The 22283-nt window shown below is 55.5% G+C and carries 15 protein-coding genes; 9 read left to right on the top strand and 6 right to left on the bottom strand.

Going from position 1 to position 22283, the window contains the following annotated elements:
• Window positions 1-4 precede the first annotated feature (4 nt).
• A complete protein-coding gene (locus ACODTY_RS02495; protein WP_488992715.1) occupies window positions 5-1144 on the top strand; it encodes a hypothetical protein in 1140 nt (379 codons plus the stop codon).
• A gap of 90 nt (window positions 1145-1234) precedes the next feature.
• Here ACODTY_RS02495 and ACODTY_RS02490 read toward each other — a convergent pair whose 3' ends face one another.
• Window positions 1235-4399: a UvrD-helicase domain-containing protein gene (locus ACODTY_RS02490; RefSeq protein ID WP_488992714.1), complete on the bottom strand. Its 3165-nt coding sequence runs from the start codon at window positions 4397-4399 to the stop codon at window positions 1235-1237.
• 2 nt (window positions 4400-4401) lie between these two features.
• The gene (locus ACODTY_RS02485) at window positions 4402-6693 is read right to left on the bottom strand and encodes a PD-(D/E)XK nuclease family protein (RefSeq protein WP_488992713.1); all 2292 of its coding nucleotides are present in this window, start codon (window positions 6691-6693) and stop codon (window positions 4402-4404) included.
• Window positions 6694-7050: 357 nt separating this feature from the next.
• Between ACODTY_RS02485 and ACODTY_RS02480 the strand changes: the two genes are divergently transcribed.
• Window positions 7051-7854 (top strand): 8-oxoguanine DNA glycosylase OGG fold protein, encoded by an 804-nt coding sequence (locus tag ACODTY_RS02480; protein ID WP_488992712.1) that lies wholly within the window; start codon window positions 7051-7053, stop codon window positions 7852-7854.
• A 97-nt stretch (window positions 7855-7951) separates the two neighbouring features.
• Here the strand turns inward: ACODTY_RS02480 and ACODTY_RS02475 are convergent, their stop codons facing one another.
• The gene (locus tag ACODTY_RS02475) at window positions 7952-8959 is read right to left on the bottom strand and encodes a helix-turn-helix transcriptional regulator (protein WP_488992711.1); all 1008 of its coding nucleotides are present in this window, start codon (window positions 8957-8959) and stop codon (window positions 7952-7954) included.
• 139 nt (window positions 8960-9098) lie between these two features.
• On the opposite strand from ACODTY_RS02475, the gene ACODTY_RS02470 reads away from it, so the two are divergent.
• The 5 genes from ACODTY_RS02470 (at window position 9099) to ACODTY_RS02450 (ending at window position 14296) form a co-directional block, all read left to right on the top strand.
• Window positions 9099-9311: a helix-turn-helix domain-containing protein gene (locus ACODTY_RS02470; RefSeq protein ID WP_488992710.1), complete on the top strand. Its 213-nt coding sequence runs from the start codon at window positions 9099-9101 to the stop codon at window positions 9309-9311.
• Window positions 9308-9490: a hypothetical protein gene (locus ACODTY_RS02465; RefSeq protein ID WP_488992709.1), complete on the top strand. Its 183-nt coding sequence runs from the start codon at window positions 9308-9310 to the stop codon at window positions 9488-9490. Before ACODTY_RS02470 ends, ACODTY_RS02465 begins: the two co-directional genes overlap by 4 nt.
• Before the next feature lie 246 nt (window positions 9491-9736).
• On the top strand, window positions 9737-11797 hold the full coding sequence (locus ACODTY_RS02460) for an AAA family ATPase (protein WP_488992708.1): 2061 nt from the start codon (window positions 9737-9739) through the stop codon (window positions 11795-11797).
• A 36-nt stretch (window positions 11798-11833) separates the two neighbouring features.
• Window positions 11834-13336: an ADP-ribosylglycohydrolase family protein gene (locus ACODTY_RS02455; RefSeq protein ID WP_488992707.1), complete on the top strand. Its 1503-nt coding sequence runs from the start codon at window positions 11834-11836 to the stop codon at window positions 13334-13336.
• Between the two features lie 27 nt (window positions 13337-13363).
• Entirely contained in the window at window positions 13364-14296 is a 933-nt protein-coding gene (locus ACODTY_RS02450; protein WP_488992706.1) for a metallophosphoesterase, read from the top strand.
• Window positions 14297-14470: 174 nt separating this feature from the next.
• Here ACODTY_RS02450 and ACODTY_RS02445 read toward each other — a convergent pair whose 3' ends face one another.
• The 3 genes from ACODTY_RS02445 to ACODTY_RS02435 form a co-directional block, all read right to left on the bottom strand.
• Window positions 14471-15793, bottom strand: coding sequence for a PDDEXK-like family protein (locus ACODTY_RS02445; protein ID WP_488992705.1), 1323 nt, complete (start codon window positions 15791-15793; stop codon window positions 14471-14473).
• A 328-nt stretch (window positions 15794-16121) separates the two neighbouring features.
• Window positions 16122-16445, bottom strand: coding sequence for a hypothetical protein (locus ACODTY_RS02440; protein WP_488992704.1), 324 nt, complete (start codon window positions 16443-16445; stop codon window positions 16122-16124).
• 275 nt (window positions 16446-16720) lie between these two features.
• Window positions 16721-17227 (bottom strand): XRE family transcriptional regulator, encoded by a 507-nt coding sequence (locus ACODTY_RS02435; RefSeq protein ID WP_488992703.1) that lies wholly within the window; start codon window positions 17225-17227, stop codon window positions 16721-16723.
• A 60-nt stretch (window positions 17228-17287) separates the two neighbouring features.
• Between ACODTY_RS02435 and ACODTY_RS02430 the strand changes: the two genes are divergently transcribed.
• Both ACODTY_RS02430 and ACODTY_RS02425 read left to right on the top strand, forming a co-directional pair.
• The gene (locus ACODTY_RS02430) at window positions 17288-18559 is read left to right on the top strand and encodes a metallophosphoesterase family protein (protein WP_488992702.1); all 1272 of its coding nucleotides are present in this window, start codon (window positions 17288-17290) and stop codon (window positions 18557-18559) included.
• The gene (locus ACODTY_RS02425; protein ID WP_488992701.1) at window positions 18559-22038 is read left to right on the top strand and encodes an ATP-binding protein; all 3480 of its coding nucleotides are present in this window, start codon (window positions 18559-18561) and stop codon (window positions 22036-22038) included. The genes ACODTY_RS02430 and ACODTY_RS02425 overlap by 1 nt, the downstream gene beginning before the upstream one ends.
• The last annotated feature ends 245 nt before the right edge of the window (window positions 22039-22283 follow it).

Raw genomic sequence — 22283 nt, 5'->3', positions numbered from 1 at the left:
GACTGTGCGCACCTCACTGTTTCACATCGACAACGACAGCAAGATCTCGGAGATGAAGGCCGCGCCTTACGAGAACGAAGACGCCATCCAGTCACTACTCGAACACTATCCCGATGTCCTCGCAGGTGATCAGTTTGCAGGCGAGGAACCACGCCGTTGGGCGCTCGTTGCCCGAGAGATGGAGGTGCCAGACAGCGAAAACGGGCCAGCGCGATGGTCTCTTGATCACCTCTATCTCGACCAGGACGCAATCCCTACGCTTGTCGAAGTAAAGCGCCGCAGCGACACCAGGAGTCGGCGCGAAGTTATCGGGCAAATGTTCGACTATGCCGCCAATGGACCGTCATATTGGGCAATCGGTGATCTCCAGACGTCATTCGCGAAGACACATGCCGATATAGGTGCCGATCCGTGCGAGGTGCTGCGAAAGCTTTTCGGCGATAGCCTAGATGCCGAGACCTACTGGCCGCGCGTAGAAGACAATCTGCGCAACGGTCGGATTCGTATGATCTTTGTGGTCGATGAGATGCCGCCGGAGTTGCTGCGCATCGTAGAGTTTCTCGCTCGCCAGTTGCGCGACGCGGAGGTCTATGCGGTTGAAATCCGCCAGCACCTCAGCCCTGCTGGCCGGTTGCTTTCGACTCGCGTCCTCGGTCGCACTCAGAATGCGGAGACTAAGATTGCAAAAACCCATTCCACCATCACCTTGAGCGAAAACGAATGGCTCGACCGCTTGGAGGCTAAGCATGGGGCAGTGGCTCGCGCGATCTCCATCACGTTGATCGAAGGCGCACGCAGGCTTGGTCTCGAAACCTTTGTGACACAGGCCCAGAATCCCTCAATCGGCACCCGCACCGAGGTAAATGGGGCCATGCGCTATCCATTCTTCCTAGTGCCCAATGCCAAGGCCACAATCTCGCTCAGCTATCTGGTCTACGCACCCGGCTTTACTAGCGAAGGAAAACGTCAAGAACTTGTCGACCGCATGCATGACGCAGGTTTCAAATTTCAGATGACCAACCTCAATGGAGACATAAGAATACCTTTGTCAGCACTAAGTGATCCGGTCATTCAGGCGAGTTATCTGGGGATTCTGGGCTGGATGATCGACGAGCTTCCGGGGGAAATACGTGCAACGAACTGACCGAATAGAGCTTTGGAGCAAGGCTGCTTTGGAGGAGAATATGCCGACTTGCAACATTCGTAGCCCCCAATTTAAAAACAACCAATTGGATCAAACTTCCTGTGTCATGGCTTGAGAGACCAGTTCCAGTCGCCCGTGATCAACCCAAAAAATCGCCACGCCTCGTAACGGTTGAGCAGGAAAGATTTGGGCGACAATTGCGCTATAAGCAGAGAGTTGCGGCCAATAGGGGCCGAGCCCCTCCCCTGCCCCGCCTGATTTATGGTCGATCAGAAGGCAACCCCCAGGCCCGGTAGCCAGAAGATCAATAGTGCCCAGGATTTCGGCTCCCTCCGGCAAGCGCCCCAGAACCGGAATTTCGGCATGCAGTTCGGTAAAACCTTGCTCCGCGAGCCACCGTTTCAGTGCAATTGCTCTCTCGGCAACCGTCGCAAGCACTGCATCATCAAGTCCTGTTGCGGCAGATAGATTGGGTGCTAGATCGGGGCGTGTCAGGTATGTCCGTAATGCCAGATGCAAAGCGCTTCCACGAACAGCATCATTGATTACCTCGGGCCACCGCGCACCGAGCAAAACAGGCTGGCTGGCTGGGGGCGCTTCAGTGGCCACGACCTGCGACGGCTGCAATCTCCAAGGACTGAGCGGCATTGGAGGCATAGGGGCAGGTCTGCCGAACCGCAGCAAATCGGCCACCTGCTCGCCATTATGTATGGTCAAGCTAGCCTGTTCGGATTGTTCCAGAATTACAGCAGAGCATTCCAGCTTTCCAATTTGCAGCTTGCCATTGCCGAGGCGAACCTTGCAGCCGTCTTCAAAAACATGGAAGAGGCAGCTGGCCTCCCGTGCCTCCTCTTCACGTCCCTTCAAGAAGCCAGGCCATTCCAGCACAACTCTGTCGCGCGCGCGAGTAAGCGCGACATAGAGCAAGTTGCGCGCATTTGCTTCGAAATCTGAGCGCCGGTCCTCGATGAAGCGGGTCTGAGCCTCGGGCGCGGCGAAAGTCGGCGTATGGATCAGTTGCGCAGACGCAAGAACTGCCCCCATATCATCAATCTGTTCAAGAGCCTCAAAGCGGATCGAGGTCGTGCCAGGTCGCTCCTCAATCCCATTGTCGAATTCCGCAATGACGGTAATTGGCCATTCACGACCTTTGGAGGCGTGCCAAGTGACGATCTCGACTGCCTCGGCGCTGTTGGAAGATGGGTCAGGTCGGCGATCGAAGTCACGCTCGCCGGACCGCGCATCAAGCCAGCCAAGGAATACTTTGACGGTCTCCCCATGAAAACCCGAGGCCGCCTTCAGATCGCGATGTGCGACTTCGAACTCACGCGCCTCTGCCTCGAGGCGCAGCAGATCAGCCCTCGCCTGGGCCGCGTTCGGCAGGCGCTCGGCCCAAATGCGCAGTTCCGCCGCATCCAGCACCAGATCCACCGCATTGGTGACTGGCACGCGAGCGAGTCGATCGGCAAGAGCTGCAAGGCGCACCAGCACCGCATCGTCAACAAACTGTCCATCGATCTGCCCTGCAAGCGCCTCTTGCAGGTCCAAAGGACTAGGACCAAGGGTGCGCAGCATCAGACCGGCATGGATGTCCGATGGGTTCGCAGCATAGGAGAGCGCCGCGCAGGCAGCCTGCACCACGGTGCTTTGTGCCCAGCCGTCCTCTGCGATACGCACAGGCACACCGCGTGCGCGAAGTTCCTTGGCGTAACGAGCAGCAGTCGTGTGACGGCAGACAAGGAGCGCGATATCTGAAGGGCGCACCTTGCGCGCCTTCTTCGTATAGCGATCGGTGACAGTTTCGCCGTTCTTCAAGATGCAAGAAATTCGTTCGCCCACATGTTCATGCGGTTTCGAGAAATTCTTGACACCGCGGCCCTTGACTACATTCAAGATCTCGAGCGCCGGCCCGTCGACGGCGTCCCGTGTTGGGGTCAGCGGATTGTAGCTCGCACCGAAAAGCCCGCTCCCCATGGCGTTGATGAACTCCATCACAGCCGGAGTTGAACGCCAGTTTTGTTCAAGAGGTTGCGTGGATTCACTGTTGGCGGCCGCTAACGCCTCGGAAAGCCGCGGATCGGCTCCCTGAAAACCCATGATCGATTGTTTGACATCACCCACCAGCAGCGTGCGCGGCGCGTTGGCTCCCAGTTGCCACAGAAGTGCGAACTGCACCGGGTTAGTGTCCTGGAATTCGTCGATGATGACGCAATCGATCTCATCCAGCACCGACTGGAGCACCAACGGATCCGTGCGCAAGAGCCGCTCCGCACCGGTGATCATGTCGGCAAAGTCAATCAGGCCGAACGCCTTCTTGCGCGCCTCATAGGCCTCCATCACCTCCTGCGCGCAGGCAACAAGGCATTGCAGGTGCAGTTTCGCATCCGCAAGCGGTCCAGGATGGAGCGGCAGGACCTCTGCTGCCGTCATGATCCGCTGTGCATGGTAGTCATAGCCATCGGGCGTCTTACTACTTGAGTTCGATACGAACAGGCTTCGCAGAGACTGCCAGAGCCCCCAATCGTGGTCGAGCAATGCTGGATCAAAAGCCACCCGGCGAAACAGCGAGAGATTCTTTTCCAGCTTCTCGACATTTGTTCTCGCGGTGATCCCCGCCATGCCACCTGCGGGAAAAGCCTCCAGCATCGCGGTGATCGCCCCTTCTAGCGTCGCACGAGCAGCCGCAGGGTCGGCGATCACCTTGCCATAAACACCATCCAGCCGGTCGAGCGCAGGCGCGATAAGGCCATCATCGCGCCCCTTGTCGCCAAGACCGCGCAGCAGATCGATCATAGACAGCACTCGGTCACGTAGGCTGTCTTCAACCGTCTCGCCCTTCTGCCAGTTCGCGTGATAGCCAAACCGCTCCGGTTCAGCCTTGATCGGGTCGAGTGATTTGGCATGGGCAAGCGCTTGGCGAACTAGAAGATCGCGCTCGGCATCACCCAGATGGCGCGGCTGCGGCGAAGTCCCGGCGGCCAAGGCATGTTCGCACAACAGTCGCAGACCCAGCCCGTGAATAGTCGACACATAGGCGCGCTCTACTGCCAACGCTTCGGAAACAAGGCCCTCGGCCAGCAACCCTGCGCGGATGCGGTCTCGCAGTTCACTGGCAGCGGCTTCGGAAAAAGTCACAGCCAAGATGCGTTCGGGCCGAACAACCCCGCGCGCCACCCAGTCGGAGAGCTGTGTCTTGATTGTGTGCGTCTTGCCTGCGCCGGCACCGGCGGGAACGATGACAAGGTCCGTGCCCATGGCTATCGCTCCTCAGCCTGGCGGATGAAAGCTCGGACGAGCGGCGAGCCATCGCTTAACGCATAGGGCGTGAATCCACCTTCTTTTCTGAAGAAACTCTCGTCACCAGACCCATTGAGCACGATCTGCCCGGATCCCAATTCGCCCAGCCGCTCAATCAGCCGATTGACCGCGCCTTCGTTGACCGCATTGCCCATATCGCGGGCGGTTGAATCTTGGGGCAATACAAGCCCTGACGTCAGAAATCCGCCGTCGTTCATCAGGTGATAGGCAATAGCGATTTTGCGGCCAATCAGCTTTTGCATGTCGTCACCTTCGCATCGAATAGGCCTCGCAAGCATGTCTCGGTAGAGGCCAGCCTGCAGATCCCATCCCGCCTCCATCCGGCGGCGCCGGCCAGACGTGCCGCTTTTTTTGTGATCGACCACGAGCAATTCTCCCGTGGGTAGCTCAAGGATCATATCGGCCTTGCCGCGCACAAGGATGCCGTTGCTCTCTCCAGCCAACCAGATCTCACTGCCCCTGATCTTGGCACTCAGCGCCAAGATATGATCGCGCCAGCGCTGGGCCGCGATGAGGATTTCACGCTCCAACCCCTTGCGTTCCATCTCCCAGGACGAGTTACGCAGGAAACCCGCATGACGGGTGAGCGCCTGCTCATAAGCTTTAGAGACTGCCTCCTCCAATCCTTTCGGATCCAGGACGTCCTCACCAGCCGGAAAGACATGTTCGAAAACGTCATGAGCGATATTACCCTTGGCGAGGACATCCAGTTCATCTGCTGTCCAGGCGAGGTCGGTTGCATTGATCTCGCCCAGAAGCCAAGCGAGCGGACTGACAATCAAGGTCTCGAGCCGACTAGGTGACTGCGGCATGGCTGTCCCGTTATCATCTCGCCTGAGCCCAAGCAGGTCACGGTCCGGGAAAACAAGCGCCTCGGGCAATGGCAACGGATCGGGCAATCGGGCGAGACGGTGATGTGCAACTGGCCAGAACTCGGGGGTGTGTCGGGACAGATCTGTAACCAAATCCCCCGCTTCGCCAATACCGCTTGTTGCGCGCGCGATCAACGAAAGCCCGGCCGACGGTGCAATCCTCACTCCAGACAAATCGCGCCAAGGAACAAGGAAAGTCACACTCTCGCTTACCGATTGAAGTTGCTCATCGAAAAGAGCAAGGCTGTGGGCAAGCTCCTCAGCCCGTCCGTGAAGTTGCAAACCGATAGCCGCACAGATTTCCAATATTTCGCTATCGAGAAATAGCGGATTGGCGTGCGGTCTTGCTGGATAAAGCCCTTCGGTAAAATCCGTCACGATCAAATGGCGGCACGGGCGCCAAGGACTTTCCCGCGCAGACCAAAGACTGACACCTTCAAGATTACGGAGATGTTCAACCTCGTTTGGCGGCGCAATCTGCACGGCACGCAGGATTGTCTCCCAATCTGGGCTACCCTCGCCTGCTGGGATCGGCAGCCGCGCCAACAGAGCCTTGCCTTGCGGCAGGCGCTCGCAGATGCGATCGATCAGAAAGCGCAAATGCTGAAGGCTTGAGGCAGCAGTTCGGATATCCTGCCAGAGCGCCTTGTGATTTGAATTCGCATCAAGAATCCGGCCGCGAAAATCACCAGCCATTACGCTTTCGGCAAGATCGCGACCTGTCTGCAACTCCCAAGGCATCAGTGGCGAAAGAATCAGGCTTGCCAAAACCATGGCCGGAGTCGGTGGGCGCTTTGCGAGCAACAAATTCAGCGCGGTTTCACCCAGGAAATCTCGCTCCGGAAGGTCGGCAGGCTGTCCGGAAAGTGGCACGCCCTGCGTCGCAAAAGCCCGAACCAACTGCCGTGTTTCGTCCGCAGTCATCACCGCTATGTCTCGAGCGGCAACACCGTCCTCAATGAGTGCCCGCGCGCGGGCAGCAGCAAAATCCGCGCAAGATGCGGGATCACGTAGACCGAAGAAAGCCACGCTGCCATCCGCCGCGCCGGTTTCGAGTTCGCGTGCACTGACCCCGCCTTGCAGCGCAAAGAGCCGTGAGCCCCTCGGCGCTTTCCGTTCCGTGGGAGGAACAGTCACGAGCCCAAATTCGGTCTGCAGACGCTCATAAAGCGCCTTCATACATGCAGGAGCCAGTGGATCAAGCGACCCATCCACCACTGGCAGCGGATCGAGGAAGCTACCTTGCCGCTGCTCCAGCACATGACGAATAGGCACAAGGCCCTCAGGCAGGCTATCTCCCAGCTGTCGCCAAAGTTGAACTAGCGCTGAAAGATGCCGCTTCGCCCGACTGTCAGCCATGCTCGATATCTGCGGAGGACGCAAGTTAGACGTAGAGGAGATCAGGTCCTCAAGCGCCGAAGAAACGGCTGCGACTGTCTCGGCCGGTGCATTGAAATAGCTCTCCGCCCAAACCGGATCTGGCGCAGAAGAGATAATATGACCTGGCGCCCATTCAGAAGGTCGCGGACAAAGCGAGAGCTCCGCAAGGCGAGTGCCATTCAACCGATAGTGCAGACCAGAGCAAGGATCAGCAACGAGAAAAGGATAGAACATCAACTAGCTCACAGATAAGATGCCCGCGACAATGTATGAATTTCGTTAATTTCTGCGCAGGTCCACACTTTGCGCACAAATTTTTCCTAGATAGGTATAATAATGCCTTACATCTACAACGAGCAACATTGGGATAATTTTGTAACGGCCGAGCATAATCATCAAAACGCTATCGGAAAAAATCCTCGTTCGTTTGCGGAAAGCGTGGGTGATTTGCCTCCGGAACTCCTAGAGATTCTACCAAACTATAGGCTCTCTCGAAATGATTTGTTTGGTATGGTAGAAAATCAGGAAGACAATCGGGTAATTTTTCTTAGTGTAATGGCTTGGGGATCCATGAAGATACCGCACTGCCGCCTATCTCTAGAAAGTCTCGATCAAATATCTGATTGGATCGAATCTATACGTTTCGGAGATACGTCGCGGCGCGAGGCATACGATAGTTTTATACAGATTGCGGCAAGAGGCATTGGCCCTGCATATTTTACAAAACTAATATTCTTTCTAACAGCAAGAAACGAAGATACAAATACAGGCTATATTATGGATCAATGGACTGCAAAATCTGTGAATCTAATAATTAACGGAATAAACATTAGAGGTATAGATTATATAGGATCACTTATCAAATTGACAAATCAAGGTTATGTCGACTCAAAAAATGAGTCGCTACGATACGAACACTTCTGCAGGATAGTCGACCAGATTGGAGGATGCCTTGAAGGCAATGGCGGAAATAATCCTGAAAATATCCCTTGGAATGAATTTGCAGAAGAGAAGATGTTTTCCAAAGGTGGAATAAATCCTATGCATTGGCGTAGTTATACCAGAGCACAATTTATAGATAGAAATATTATGAATTTACCTCAGGCATTGACATTAAATCAGCTCGAATTAATCGATTAACGATTCATAGATATACTACTGAAGCTAAAATATTGATAATTTTATCAATTCTGCATCTTAACATGTGAACCGTCTTAATAATGCACCGTTTATCCAGCTATGGAATACCGGAAAAGTCGCTGCGCTGATAACCTTGCACCATCTTGCGCAGGGCGTCCGGTTTGATCACTTCGACACTGTCACCCCAGGCATAAAGCGCCCATGCCATCTCCAGATGACCGCCGGCTGAAAAGCGGACCGTCAGCGAACCATCCACTTCTTCGGTGACTTCCTGATCAGGATGAAAGCGATAGCCTCTGATCGTGCTAGCGACCTTGGGGCTGAACCGCCACTCGACCTCGCCGTATTCTTGTTCGTTATGAAAGGCCCCGAATGAACGCTTGGCATAGGAAGCCAAGTCGAATTCGCCGGGCCGTATCGACGGCGCATCCAACACCCGCGCGTTTGCCATGCGGTCGATACGCCAGCGCGATGGATTGTCACCTGAGGCTCCGTCTACAAGAGCTACCAAGTAGGCACGATGACCAAAGATTACGCCATAGGGATGCACAACCCGATGCGTCGTGCCAGTGCTTCCTGGATACTCAAATGCCAGTTGCTTCAGCGCCAAAATGGCTTCTGTGAGCGGCCTCATAGTGACCGGATCGATTTTTGGACGTGGTCCAGGCCTCGCCATTACGTAGCTGCCACTCAGCAGAGCCTCGTAGTCTACGTCTAGGCTGCTTATCCGTCTTTCGGGCGCCATCAAACGGATCTTGGTGCGCAATGATTGGAGTGCAGAGGATTCATTTGAGGCATTGGCAACTTCGAGCATTTCAATTGCATGATCGAGTGCCGCCATTTCCTCCGGCGCGAGATCCGTTATCGGGCGCAGTCTGTCACCATTGATATGAACCGTCTTTCCGCCGACCTCATTTGTGCTCGTCGTTAGTTTATTGCCGAATACGCTTTCAAGAGCCTTGATAAGGCGTTGCGTGTTGCGCCTTTTGCCGTTTGACGAAGGAGCATTCGACCGTTCATCGATAGCTTCATATGACATTCCGTAGCGCTGCGCGGCGATCTCCATAGCGAGATCAAGAAGCTCTCCTGCCTTGACATAGGACATTATCAAATCTCCTTGCGTTTCGGGGTAACCGAAACTGTCGCCCAACAAGGGTAGATATACAGCCATCAAAGACAAGGAAGAAGCTTTGCCACACATACAATTGATATGGCAGGGGCCGCATAGAAGGAGGATCAAGCCCATGGCCGAAAACAGATTGATGCATCGCCATCTCAAAGTGAAGCGCAACGTGTTCCGCATCATCGAAATGCATCTGGCTGAAAAAGGCGCAACCGAAATCGCACGGAAAACAGGCATCAGCCGATCGTCCGTCTATCGGGTAATTTCCGATATCATGGACAACCAGCCGATCCCGAAGAAGACACCGGAAAATCTGGAAAACGGCCTAAAGTGAAAACCGCGATCGACCTACTGGTGGAGCGGTTGCCCGATGATGCCAGATGGTGGATCCGGCACCTGTCGATTGGGGATCGTATTGAGGTCGATCGATTACTGAAGGAGACCGGCGCTGAGAATTTCAGCAGGCACTGGCGAGAACACAAAGCCGAACTTGAAAAGATAGAACATTTTTAACAGGCGACCAGAGTCAACATGAGCAGCAAATCAACCAAGGAAAATCGGCGCAAGATTCCGACATTCAGTCTGAAAGAATTGGAAGAGGCTGGAAAAATTCCCCCCCTACACAAACCTGATGGATCCCTTCGACAAATGGCTGGCCGAAGAGGAGCGAAAAAAGGCAGAAAGCGGCAAAAATCTTTCAGTGAAATGAGCTCTGCACCTTAATGCAATAGAATCTACCATAGCCGTAGGGATACATGATTGATACATTTCTCATCACATCATTACCTGGATATAAAACTTGGAGCGTATGAAAAATTCATATTGAAATCATACTTTATTTCCTATCTTGCCTCTCATGCTCGTGATGGCAAAGTGCGCTTGTCTACTGAAATTTTACAGTGGTATATGCAATATGGGTCAATTCTTAGACTTGAGTTGCCCTCGCTAAATAGACTGGTTGGCGGGCCAATCCAAGATGACCCGCGCTCTGCCGTAACAGTTCAAGTGACCCGCTCGATTATCGAGCAAAACAGGACCGCACCTCCACCGCCTTCCGCCCTGCAAAAGAGGCTCGATTGGGTTGCCCGCACGCTGAGGCTGGACTCAGATGAAGCGGCATGTGTGGGCGCGCTCATCCGCCTAACTCAATTTGAACCGTTCCAATCGTTTTCCAATGCCGCGTCACAATATTTTGAGAAACGTGATGAAGCGTCTGCGGACCTTGTCGGCTCGCTAGTTGGACTTCAACTGAGCAAATCGCAAAAGCTATTTGACCGCCACGGAAACCTAATGCAGCTTGGCATGGTCGAGGACCGAGGTGGTAGGGACATCGCTCCTTCCGATATATTGTTGAAAGTTTTACGTAGACGCACCAGCAATCCACGGATGTTAGAGGATGTTCTTCTTGGCGGAACGCCAAACCCGACGCTCGATTTGGCGGACTTTGATCATTTGGGTCGAGAGCGTGACGATGTGGTTGCAATATTACGCGGGAGCCTCGATCGTCGAATTGAGGGAGCGGGCATCCTGTTTTATGGCCCGCCCGGCACCGGCAAGACCGAATTTGCTACGCTCCTTGGCAAGGCCTGCGATGCAAGAATTGTATTTGCGGGAGAGATGGATGCGGAGCGGTCCGAACCGGACCGGTCCGATCGTATCGCGCATCTTGCACTGATCTCAGCGATCGGAAAGCGAGCCGGTCGAGTGATTGTCGTTGTCGATGAGGCAGATGACATCTTTACCGGTGTAGATGACGAAAAATTGTCCAATCGCACCGGGTCGAAAGTCTTCATCAATCGGTTGGTGGAACATTGCCGCATCCCCACCATCTGGATCACCAACAATCCACAGCGCCTCGGGGAAGCAGTCATCAGGCGCATGTTGCGCGCCATTGAATTTCGAAAGCCGGGAATTAAGGCACGCAGGCGAATTGTCGATCGAAATGCAGCGACGCTCGATCTTGGAATCGACGAAACCTATCGCGTAAAGCTAGCTCAACTTCCTGCCTCGCCCGCAGTTCTGACGTCAGCTATGCGTGCGACGAGCGTGTGCGGTGGTGACGGCGAGACCGTTCTCAATGCGGCGCTGTCACTTCAAAAGGCTATGGGCTGCTTGGAGACTCTTCGGGAGCCGCCTTCAACGGTCGCTTTTGATACTGCCTTATCAACAGCGGACGCAGATCTTGTCGAGATTGAGCAAAGCGTAGCGCGAGTTGGCGCAGAGGCGCTGTCTTTCCTCTTCACGGGGCTCCCCGGAACGGGAAAATCAGCATTCGCGCGACACCTTGCAGGTAGCCTTGAAATGGAAATCTTGGAGAAACGTGCATCCGATCTGCTTGGCATGTTCGTCGGAGAGTCGGAAGCAAAGATTGCCCAGGCTTTCGAGGAAGCAGCGGACACCAAAAGCTTTTTGATTTTTGATGAAGTCGATTCCCTTCTTCTCGATAGACGCAACGCGCTTCGCTCCTGGGAGGTGAGTCAGGTGAACGAGATGCTGACTTGGATGGAAAGGCATCCTTTTCCTTTTGCGGCAACCAGCAATCTAGCAGAACGGCTTGATCAGGCGGTTCAGCGCAGATTCACTTTCAAGGTGAAATTCGCCGCGATGACAGACAAGCAGATTGAGTTGGCGTTCCAGCGTCACTTCAAACTACCTGCGCCTAGAGAACTGCTTCGCATCAATCCGCTCACCCCCGGTGACTTTTCGGTCGTGGCCAAACGAGCCGCCACCATCGGCGTCAGAGACGCCAACACATTGGCTGCAATGCTTGAAATGGAAGTTTCTTCCAAACCGACCATGATCAGACGCATCGGCTTCTGATCACCGTTAGCAGCATCAGACGACAAAGGAACGCAATTGCTACGAACAAGCATAACACATCCTATTCAGATCGCTGAACTTAGCGCCGGCAACGGATATGGCCGAATTGGCATCACGCTCTGCCCAGGTAAGGTCGACCCCAATTCCGCTGGTGGAGCCTGGTCGCGTGACCTTCAACAGGATCTCGACGCCATAGCAGCGTGGGGAGCATCAACCGTAGTTTCGCTGATAGAAGACCACGAATTCAACCTACTCCATGTGCGCCAGCTTGGCGTTAAAGTGAGAGAACGCCATATGGGATGGCTGCACCTTCCCATTATGGATGTGTCGACCCCGCAACCGGATTTCGATGACGGCTGGAAGCTTAAAGGCGAAGCTCTACGTGCGAGCGTTCGCAATGGTTTCAACGTCGCCATCCATTGTCGTGGTGGTTTGGGTCGGGCTGGAACGGTCGCGGCGCAGCTGTTGATTGAACTCGGTATGGAACCAGAAAGGGCCATTGGTGAAGTTCGACGTGTAAGACCAGGCGCCATCGAGACCATCCAACAAGAGAACTATGTTCGAGGTCTGCGGGCCGTTCCCGAACATCAACCGAGAACAAACGAAGAAGCGATCCGCGACCGCGCGATCGGTTCCATGGTGGGCCTGGCGGTGGGCGATGCTCTTGGCACAACATTGGAGTTTGAGCCGCGCGACAGCTTCCCGCTTATTGATGACATGGTCGGCGGTGGTCCCTTCGGCTTGCAACCGGGCGAATGGACTGACGATACGGCGATGTCACTTGCGTTGGCCGAAAGCCTTGCTGAGTGTGGTGACATGGACGAGACAAATCTACTTGAGCGGTTTTGTGACTGGCATCAAAATGGCACCTACTCTTGCACTGGATATTGTTTTGATATCGGTGTCACCACCAGCTTGGCGTTACGTCGTTGGAAAACAACCGGCATGTCGCATGCCGGTTCAACTGAGCCCAACACTGCGGGCAACGGATCTTTGATGCGATTGGCCCCTGTCGCAGTTCGATATTGGCGTGATCGACCGGCACTTAGGGATGCCGCCGCGCGGCAAAGCCTCACCACGCACGGCGCGGCCGAAGCAGTAGATGCCTGTGTTGCCTATTCCGAAATGTTAGCTGATGCCATCGAAGGAGCACCACTTTCCGCAGTTTTAGGAAATCGAGCCGCAAATTATTGCGAAACCGTTTCCCAAATCGTGCGAGGTTCCTGGCGAGGCCGCTCAAGAAATACGATACGGGCATCCGGCTATGTCGTTCACTCTATGGAAGCATCGCTCTGGTCCGTTGCTCGAACCGCCGAGTATCGGGCAGCGGTGCTCACCGCAGCCAACTTGGGTGAAGATGCGGACACGACAGCTGCAATCGCTGGACAGTTGGCTGGAGCGCTCTATGGATTTGCTTCGATTCCACCGGCATTCGTCCAACGGCTCGCATGGAAGGATCGAATTGTTGCTGTCGCAAACAACCTGTTTGAAGCCGGCATGAAAGGTTCAAAAAACACTTTCGGCCCGGGTATAGCCTGAAACCTAATTCAAATGGAATTCAGACATATGCGTTACGATATTATTGCAGACATTCATGGTTACCATGATACTTTGTGTGAATTACTTAAGAAAATGGACTACACCTTACACGCGGACAGTTGGAAACACCCGCAAAGAAAGGTCATTTTCCTTGGCGACTTTATTGACCGGGGCCCACGTCAGGCAGAGACCTATCGGACCGTTCGCAAGATGATTGACAGCGGACATGCGCTCGCTGTCATGGGGAACCATGAATTCAACGCTATAGGCTGGACAATCCGAGACCCTGTTAATCCGGAAGAATTTCTGCGAAGTCATACCAGTGAACGCCGGAAGCAGCACGAAGCCTTTCTTGAGCAAATTGGCGAGGGTAGCGCACTTCACGCAGAGATCATTGCTTGGTTTTGGCAGCTTCCGCTTTGGCTTGAACTGAACGGGCTGCGGATCGTGCACGCCGCCTGGGATGAGGCGAAGATCAAAGAATTGATCCCCTTGCTCATGCCGGGAAACAAGCTAAGTGCCTGCGTATTACAGGGCTACAACGACCGAAATTCAGCAACTTATGACGCCTTGGAAACGATCCTAAAAGGCATGGAAGTCAAGTTGCCGGACAGCGCGTCCTTCAAAGATAAAGATGGAAAATTACGTAGTGAGATAAGGCTTAAATGGTGGGAGACTGGGCCATCTTCATACAAGAATGCAGCGCTCATGTCGGACGACATTGTGAACCGTCTATCGCTGGATATTATGTTGGTTGATCCTCGCCCAGGCTACGATGACCATTGCCCTGTATTTATTGGGCACCATGCGCTCTCCGGTCTGCCGAGACTCCTGTCTTCCAAGGTTACGTGCTTGGATTTCTCCGTAATCAATAGAGGCGGCCATCTCTGCGCCTATAGATGGAGTGGCGAGACTGAACTACTTGAACAAAATCTTGTTTGGGTGCGCGTTAACGGCTGACGATGCGGCGAACCAAGTCATATGTTTCAAACTACTTGGGCAGATCGTAAAAAGTGTAGATCTTCTTGCCACAACGAAGGCAATATGTTCTCGACCAGCGTTACAATTTCGATTTTTGACTGCTGCTGAATCTATTCTCCCGATTCACAATGTCGGCATCGCAAGTGACGATCGTCAATCGGAATTCACGAACCTGTCGAACTGCGGGATAACTCTTGCGATCAGGTCAAATTCCGGCTCGAACTCGGCTAGTATTTGTCTCAGTTTCTTTTCCAACTCGTCAGTGTCGTAAATATCGTTCACCGTCACAGAATTCTTTTTGAGAAAGCGCGAATATACACGCCCTATATCGGCAGCTCCACTCTGGAACTGAATACGGCTCAAGCCATTTGCAGACGTCTCCGACTTAATCGCGTCGATTATACATTTGCGGATCTCATGGTTTGATATGGGGCCAACTTCCGCATTCAGCTTGAGATGCCCCTTCACACCATCATCGCCAGCCCGTAGCTCTGCCCAGACAATGAACGGGTAGCCTGCCCACCAATTCTCGCAGCCACGCCATTCTCCTTCGGTCTTGTCCAACTCATCACGCCAACGGGCGGGCAGGAAGCTTACGAGGCTCTTCGCGAGACCGTTGTAAACAAACTCGCGTTCTCCAATCCTAACCACATCTCCTCGGCCGGGATTGTCCCCGAACAATCGATGCACAGCGAGCGAAAAATCAGATCCGGACCCATGCTCAATAATGAAATCCAGCACCTTCTTATGATCACGATAAAGCTTACGTGCCAAATTTTCCATTTCGGAGCGCTCTTTGCTCATCCCGGTCAATTCCTCAAGAACTCTAAGGTAATGAGTTAGAAATGTTGCCACTTCCGGCGTAAACAAATATGCCTCTTGCTCAAGATAGGTTTGTAGAAATCCGCAGATTTTTTCATATCGTGTCGAGGTATATTCGTCATCTTCGGGCCCCTCCCCCCGTAGCGTGAGGAATATTCCGCAAATATCGACAGTCGTTTCCGATTCGTTGCTAGTATCTTGGGCGCGAAATAGCTCCATAACACGTTCGCGATATTTCGTCAGTTGACCAGCATGCTGCTTGCTATAGACCTTGTTCTCAATGATAAAGGCCCAGCGATTTTGTGGCGAGAGAACGAAAATATCGATATGGTTCCATTCACAACGGACGTCTGCGTCACGCATGTCACTTTGTGAAACTTGAAGCGCGTTTGGTCTCTTGCGACTATTTCCTTTTAGCGCCTCCGCAAGAAACGCTTTCAAGAAGTGGTCGCCCAGGCCATGAGTTTCTTTAGGATTCAAGAGCCAGGCAAGAATGGCGGAATGGCGAATTTCCATTCCCTCCATTTTCATTACTCTAATGGGATTGAAACGGTTGAGGTATGCCTCGATCCTCTGCATAGAGGAATTGTTGACGAAGAGCGCTTCCAGTTCATCATACGTGGTCTCAAGCTGCAGCCGACCCAGTGCATTCATAGCAAAATCATTTCCTCTGCCTAACCTACGTAAGACCGGCCAGATATCGACAACCATTAAGAGTGGAGCCCGTCCCGATACGTCGCTATCGTAACCGAGGCAGCTTCCACGCAATCGGGCTGGTAAATCGGTGCTGACGCATACAGATCGGTTTCATTTTCCTCATTCAACTATTTTTGCACCATGACGTTGATGCAGGCGAATTGGCTGGATAGCACGCATAGCCTACCGAGGTCATATCGCGTTCGTCGCCCTGGGCGTTTTCTGTGCTTTTGCAAGCACACCTCATAGCCTCCTTCTTGCTAGCGATAGGGTATTAATTCTATATCTATTTCATCTTTCCGGGCTTCGATCGCCCGAGTTTGTTCAGATGCTTGCTCGGCGGCAGAGCGGTCACGATGTAGCCGTTCCTCACGAGAACAAAATACTGCTTCCACAGCCGGGTATTCCGTATCAGGTAGATAATGGCGCCGGAGGGCGCACGCTCGATGATCGTCGCACGGCCGGTCTTGATGTCACTCAGCATTTCCGAGAACTCACCAGGAGCCAGCACGACGCCGTATCGCGCAAAGAGCTGTTGATGGAAATGCCAGTGGCTTTTGGGGATGGATTTGCCATCCCAGCGAGAATCGAAACCGGTTTCGTTTTTCATTTGGTTCAGCCAATTTTGATTTGAACAAACAGGCAGAGCGGTCCGCAAGAGCGAGTCGCTGCATCATGGGAACGACGGCCTGGTGGCGAAGAACTAAGGGCTTGTCTGGAAGATCACCCGGAGCTTTTGCACCTTTTCGAGGGTTGGAGCCGGATCCGAATCCCAGGAGGCGAGCCTGATCACCTCGAGCCAGAAACGCTCGTTGGGCGTTATTTCCCGATTACGACTACCGTCGATCCGACGCCGGCTATCGGTGAATGGGTCTTGCTCCCCGCTCATTTGCCGAAAATCCCGCGAATGGCGGATCGCGCCTTCGAGGTAAGGCTAGGATTGGCATGGTCCGATGCCCGGCGGATTTCCTCGAGCCATACCACCTCGTTTTCGGTGACCAGGGTTCCGAAGATCTGCCTGACGGCAAGTTCGGTGGTGTCGCCCCCGAGCTGCTCGAGGGCCAGCTGAAACAGCATCACCGGATCGCAGTCCAGGGCAATCGCCAGAGCCGAAACCCTGTCGAGCGGGAGCTTGGCCGTGCCGGCCTTGATCATAGCGAGCATGTTGGGATTGACGAAACCTGCCTCGCTGGCGATCGCGATCTGGGTCTTCTTCGGGCGCAGTTCCAGGATGCGCTTCTCAAGATATTTCGCGAGCCTGGTGTTCGCGTAGGGTTTCCCCTGACGGTTGTTCATCATCGTCCATCCTCTGAAATCACAGCTTTGATGTGCTGCTAATTTCGTTATAGCGACGGCCTGTTGGGGATTTCTTGGGAGATGATGGGTATTCAACTTTGAGCGCCTGACAATCGGGCATACAAAAGTAGTTCAACCCTCAGCACTGAGCTCGGAATGCCTTTTCGTTTCGTTCATACCGCCGACATTCATCTGGATTCGCCGTTGCGGTCTTTGGCCATGCGGAACGGCGAATTGGCGGATCTGATCGGAAACGCAACACGCGGAGCGTTGATTTCCATTGTCAATCTCTGCCTTGAGGAGCGCGTCGATGCGTTGATCATCGCTGGCGACCTTTATGATGGCGATCAGACCTCGATGAAGACCGCGCGGTTCCTCGCTGGGCAACTACAAAGGCTGCACGGTGCCGGTATCGAAACCTATCTCATCCGCGGCAATCATGACGCACTTTCGCGTATCACCCAGGAGCTAATCCTTCCTCCGTCGGTCAAACTCTTCGCCGGACGCGCCGAGACCGTCGAGCTGAATCGTGGCAATCTCAATGTCGCCATCCACGGCCTCAGCTTTGCCAAGCCGCATGCGCCTGAAAGCCTACTGCCGAAATATCATGCGCCTATTCCTGACGCGGCCAATATCGGCGTCATGCATACGAGCCTCGCCGGCGCACCGGGGCACGACCTCTACGCTCCCTGCAACGTGTCTGATCTTCACAGATGGGGCTATGACTACTGGGCACTCGGCCACGTGCATCAGCGAGCCCAACATGATGGCGATCGTTCGGTAATTATGCCCGGCATGCCGCAAGGGCGCGATATCAACGAGGCCGGAGCCAAGACGGTTTCGCTGGTGACGATCCACGACGATCGTTCTGTGACCGTCGAGGAACACCTCACCAGCATTGCGCAATTCGAGCGCATTGCCGTCAATCTGACACGGGCAGCGACGTGGCGAGAAGCTATCAATCTCGTTGAGAGGGAAATCGCGAACACGCGTGACACAACGCATTCCCAACATCTGGTTGGGCGACTTCGACTGGACGGCATAACGCCCCTCACTTGGCAGCTACGTCGCGACCGCGATCTGTTGCTTACCGAGATCGAACACCGCGCCGAGAGGATTGGGAAAACCTGGATCGAGAAAATCGAGATCAACACGCAGATGCCGGCTGCGCCATCTGCTAGCGGCGCCACGGCCGATCCCGCGCTGGAGCTTGGCGAATTGATGCGCGGCGACATCGTCCGCCAGCACGGTGTGCGGGAACTGGTCCGAGACATCGTCACGGAACTGCGCGATGACCTACCGGTGGATTTGCGTGCCTTTGCCGGTGACGACGAAGCCGCGCTTGATGCCTTCATCGACCGGGCGCTTATGGATGGGAGCGACGAGATCCTCGCTCGGTTGACATCGGCAAGCGCGGACCCTGCGTGATGCGCCTGCGGCGGCTCGACCTCACCCGTTATGGCAAGTTTACTGACTATTCCATCGAGTTCGGGGATCACAGTGCAGGAATGCCAGACCTGCACGTCGTCTATGGATTGAACGAAGCGGGAAAATCCACCGCACTGTCGGCGTATCTCGACCTTCTCTTCGGCATCGAGGAACGCACGCGCTACGCCTTCCTGCATCAGGGCCGGACGATGGAGATCGGCGGTCGCTTGGAGTTCGGCGGAGCCGCGCACGAATTGAAACGACTCAAGCAGCGCAGCAATTCGCTGTTGGACGGGAAGGACAACCCCGTTGGCGAGGCGCTGCTAAGCGCCCCCCTTGCCGGCCTGAGTCGCGAAGCCTATCGCATGATGTTTTCGCTCGACGACGAGACGCTCGAGCAGGGCGGCAATGCAATCCTGGAAAGCAAGGGCGATCTCGGGGAATTGCTGTTTTCCGCCAGCGCCGGCCTTGCGGGCATCAGCGCCACGCTTGCGGAGACCGGCAGGCAAGCAGACGAGATATTCCGCAAACGCGCCAGTTCGACAGTCATCGCCAAGTTCAAGCATCGGCTCGCCGAATTGAAATCTCGGCGCGATGAAATTGACATGCAGGCGTCGGCGCACGCTGCGCTGAGGGCGGAACTCGAGCGGGCGGATGCCGCCTATGAGGAGGTGGTGCAGGCAAAGGGGCAGGCAAAAGCGAGGCACGACGAGATCGCCCGCCTGCTCCGCGCGCAACCCATTGCGAGCGAGCTCGCGCAGATTCGGGAGCAATTGCGTGCCCAGGGAGATCTTCCTCGGCCACCGCAGTCCTGGGCCACGGATATAGTGGAACTGATCGATGAGGATATCCGAGTCCAAGCCCGGCTCGCCGGGCTCGATCAGCAGGAGGGGCGTCTGCACGCCGAGTTGGAGACGCTTCAAGCTGACGACCGTCTGCTGGCCATGGCCGACCGGCTGGATCGCCTCTCGGAAGCTTCCGCGCGATACAGCACGGCGGAAGAGGATTTGCCGAAACGAAGGGCCGCCCTTGCCGAAAACCAGCGGATCGTTTCCCTGATCACCGCCACGCTTGGCAAGCCGGACGTGGATGACCCCGCCACGCTTCTGGTGCCTGCTCCGACGCTCGGAGCGCTGCGCGATCTGATCGCCGCGCATTCGGGTGTCGAGGTCGCCCGTCAATCGGCCACGCAGGAGCACGAGGCGGCAAAACGCGCGCTCGATGCGCCCAGAAGCGCACAGGCGATGGGTGCCGAAGGTATCGTCCTGGATGCCGCATGGACCGCCGGCATCCAGTCGGTCGTTGCGCGGCTGCGTCAGGGCGACCTCACCGCCGGTCTGCGCCTCGCCGAGCGTGGCTTGCCGCAGAAAAAGAAGCTGTTCGATGACGCGGTGGCCCTGCTGCATCCTTGGTCGGACGACAGCGCGCTTCTGCGTCGGATCGACCTGCCAGACGCGGCGCGGATTGAAGGCTGGAGGTCCATTTATGCGGCGCTGGAAAAGCGGCGCACCGGGAACCTGGAGCGATCACGGGATCTGGCCTCGCAATTGCAGGAAACCACAGCGCGCATCGATGCCATCCGGGACGGTGCCGGCAGAATTGGTGACGAGGATGCCCATTCCGTTCTCGCAGCGCGCGAGCAAGCCTGGGAAGCGCATCTTGCCCAGCTTGATCGCGAGACGGCGACCCAGTTCGAGAAAAGAATGCGCGAGGTGGACGCGATGGCGTCTGCCCGTCTTGCCGGAGCCCAGCAGCTCTCCGAGCTCCGCACGCTCACCAGCGCACTCGCCGCGACCAGAGCCGCCATCGAACGGCAGGAGCGGTTGCTGGCCGAGGTCGATGGTGAGTTGAGGGCTTTGCGGGACGAAATCCGCGCAGAGACACCCGATGCGACGGCTATCGCCGACGATGTGCCGATCGCTGCTTGCCTGGGGCGACTGGATCGCTGGCGAGAAGCGCGAAACACGGCGCTTTCGGCATTGGATGCACTGCTTGAGGCGGAGCAGCATATTGCCGCCACGCGCGATGAGCTGGAGATGGAACGCCAATCGCTGGCCAAGTCCCTCGTGTCCGCCGGGATAGAGGCGGCCGACCTGCCGCTGCCCGCCTTGTTGCAGATGGCCGATACTCTGCTTGCCGATCAGGCGACAGCGAGGACGCGCCGGGCAGATGCCAGCAAGCGCATCCGGGAGCTTGAGCAGGAGCTTGCCGAACGTAAAATCGTGCTCGACGCTTCCGCGGCTGCGTTCGAGGCATGGCAAAAAAGCTGGTCTGCCGCGCTCGACAAGACCTGGTTTGCCGATAACGAGGAAAGCGTTACGACAGTGCGCGAACGCATCGAGGCGCTTTCCGAATTGCCGGCGGCAGTTCGAAACCAAACCGAGATCCGCCACCGCATCGACGCGATGGATCGCGATAGAATCGATTTCACTCACCTGGTTGCGGAAATCTACTCCTCGCTGGGAGAAGCGATTGATGGCGCCGCACCGCTCACGGCAGCCAAGGCGCTGGCGCGCCGGCATGAGGAGGCCCTGCGGATTCTGGCCAAGCGACAGGACACGGAAAAAAGCATTGAGGAGATCGCGGCCGAGCGCATGGGTCTTTCCGAGCAGATTGCTCTGCACGATGCGCGCAGGAAAGCGATGCTCCAGGCCTTCGATGTCGAAACCCTGGCCGATGCGCGAACCGCTCTCGATCGCTGCGCCACGCGCGATCGCCTGGAAGCGGATGGGCAGAAGCTCGGGGGGCTCATCACCGGGGAACTGCGCCTGGCCGCTCTCGAAGACGCACAAGCCGTTCTTGACGGGTTGAACGTCGAGGAACTGCAGCGCGAACATGCCGAACTGGCGGCGCGGCTTGAGGACATCGACGAGCGAGCCAAGGAACTTTACGCCGAGAAAACAAGCGCCAACGACCGGCTTAACGCCATTGGCGGTGATGACGCCGTCGCCCGCATCGAAGCGGAGCGGAGGACCATCCTGCTGGAGATTGAGGATTCCGCCGGGCGTTTCCTGCGATTGAAGGCTGGCGGTCTGGTCGCCGAGCATGCGCTTCGTGCCTACCGCGACAAGCATCGCAGCGCCATGATGGCACGCGCCTCCGAGGCGTTCCGGGTGATGACGCGGGATGAATATTCAGGCCTCGCGACCCGGCCCGAAAAGGATCGGGAATCACTGATAGGGCTCTCGCGGCAAGGCGGATCGAAGCTGGCTGTCGATATGTCAAAGGGCACGAGGTTCCAACTTTATTTGGCGTTACGTCTCGCGGGCTATGAGGAATTCGCGGCATTGCGTCCGCCGGTCCCGTTCATCGCCGACGATATCATGGAGACCTTCGACGAGCCGCGCTCGGAGGAGGTATTCCGGCTGCTTGGGCAGATGGCGTCCGTCGGGCAGGTGATCTATCTCACACACCATCGTCACCTGTGCGACATCGCGCGCCAAGTCGTGCCGGAAGCCAAGATTCATGAGATTTCATAGATGAGCCGAGTGCATGGACCCTCAGCGATGAGATGTGAACCGATTCACTCTGCGGCGCAGACGAAATTAGCCGCAGATGGATGGCTGAACATACTAGTAAGCCCAGTTCAACTTAGAATGCGTTGGCCGGTTTACACACTTAGCGCGAGCGTAAACCAGAGCTTTAAAACCACGAACATACAAAGAACATCCGGTGTGATTTTCGGTGTGATTTTTGACCACCAAAGGCACACCGGGACACCATT

The sequence above is a fragment of the Mesorhizobium sp. FG116 genome, from assembly GCF_057809835.1.
This window is presented reverse-complemented; position numbering and strand designations above follow the sequence as displayed.

Coding starts and splice junctions, on each gene's coding strand:
- ACODTY_RS02490 (WP_488992714.1), bottom strand. CDS start 4,399: ATGGGCACGGACCTTGTCATCGTTCCCGCCGGTGCCGGCGCAGGCAAG.
- ACODTY_RS02485 (WP_488992713.1), bottom strand. CDS start 6,693: ATGGCTGACAGTCGGGCGAAGCGGCATCTTTCAGCGCTAGTTCAACTT.
- ACODTY_RS02480 (WP_488992712.1), top strand. CDS start 7,051: ATGCCTTACATCTACAACGAGCAACATTGGGATAATTTTGTAACGGCC.
- ACODTY_RS02475 (WP_488992711.1), bottom strand. CDS start 8,959: ATGTCCTATGTCAAGGCAGGAGAGCTTCTTGATCTCGCTATGGAGATC.
- ACODTY_RS02470 (WP_488992710.1), top strand. CDS start 9,099: ATGGCCGAAAACAGATTGATGCATCGCCATCTCAAAGTGAAGCGCAAC.
- ACODTY_RS02450 (WP_488992706.1), top strand. CDS start 13,364: ATGCGTTACGATATTATTGCAGACATTCATGGTTACCATGATACTTTG.
- ACODTY_RS02445 (WP_488992705.1), bottom strand. CDS start 15,793: ATGAATGCACTGGGTCGGCTGCAGCTTGAGACCACGTATGATGAACTG.
- ACODTY_RS02440 (WP_488992704.1), bottom strand. CDS start 16,445: ATGAAAAACGAAACCGGTTTCGATTCTCGCTGGGATGGCAAATCCATC.
- ACODTY_RS02430 (WP_488992702.1), top strand. CDS start 17,288: ATGCCTTTTCGTTTCGTTCATACCGCCGACATTCATCTGGATTCGCCG.
- ACODTY_RS02425 (WP_488992701.1), top strand. CDS start 18,559: ATGCGCCTGCGGCGGCTCGACCTCACCCGTTATGGCAAGTTTACTGAC.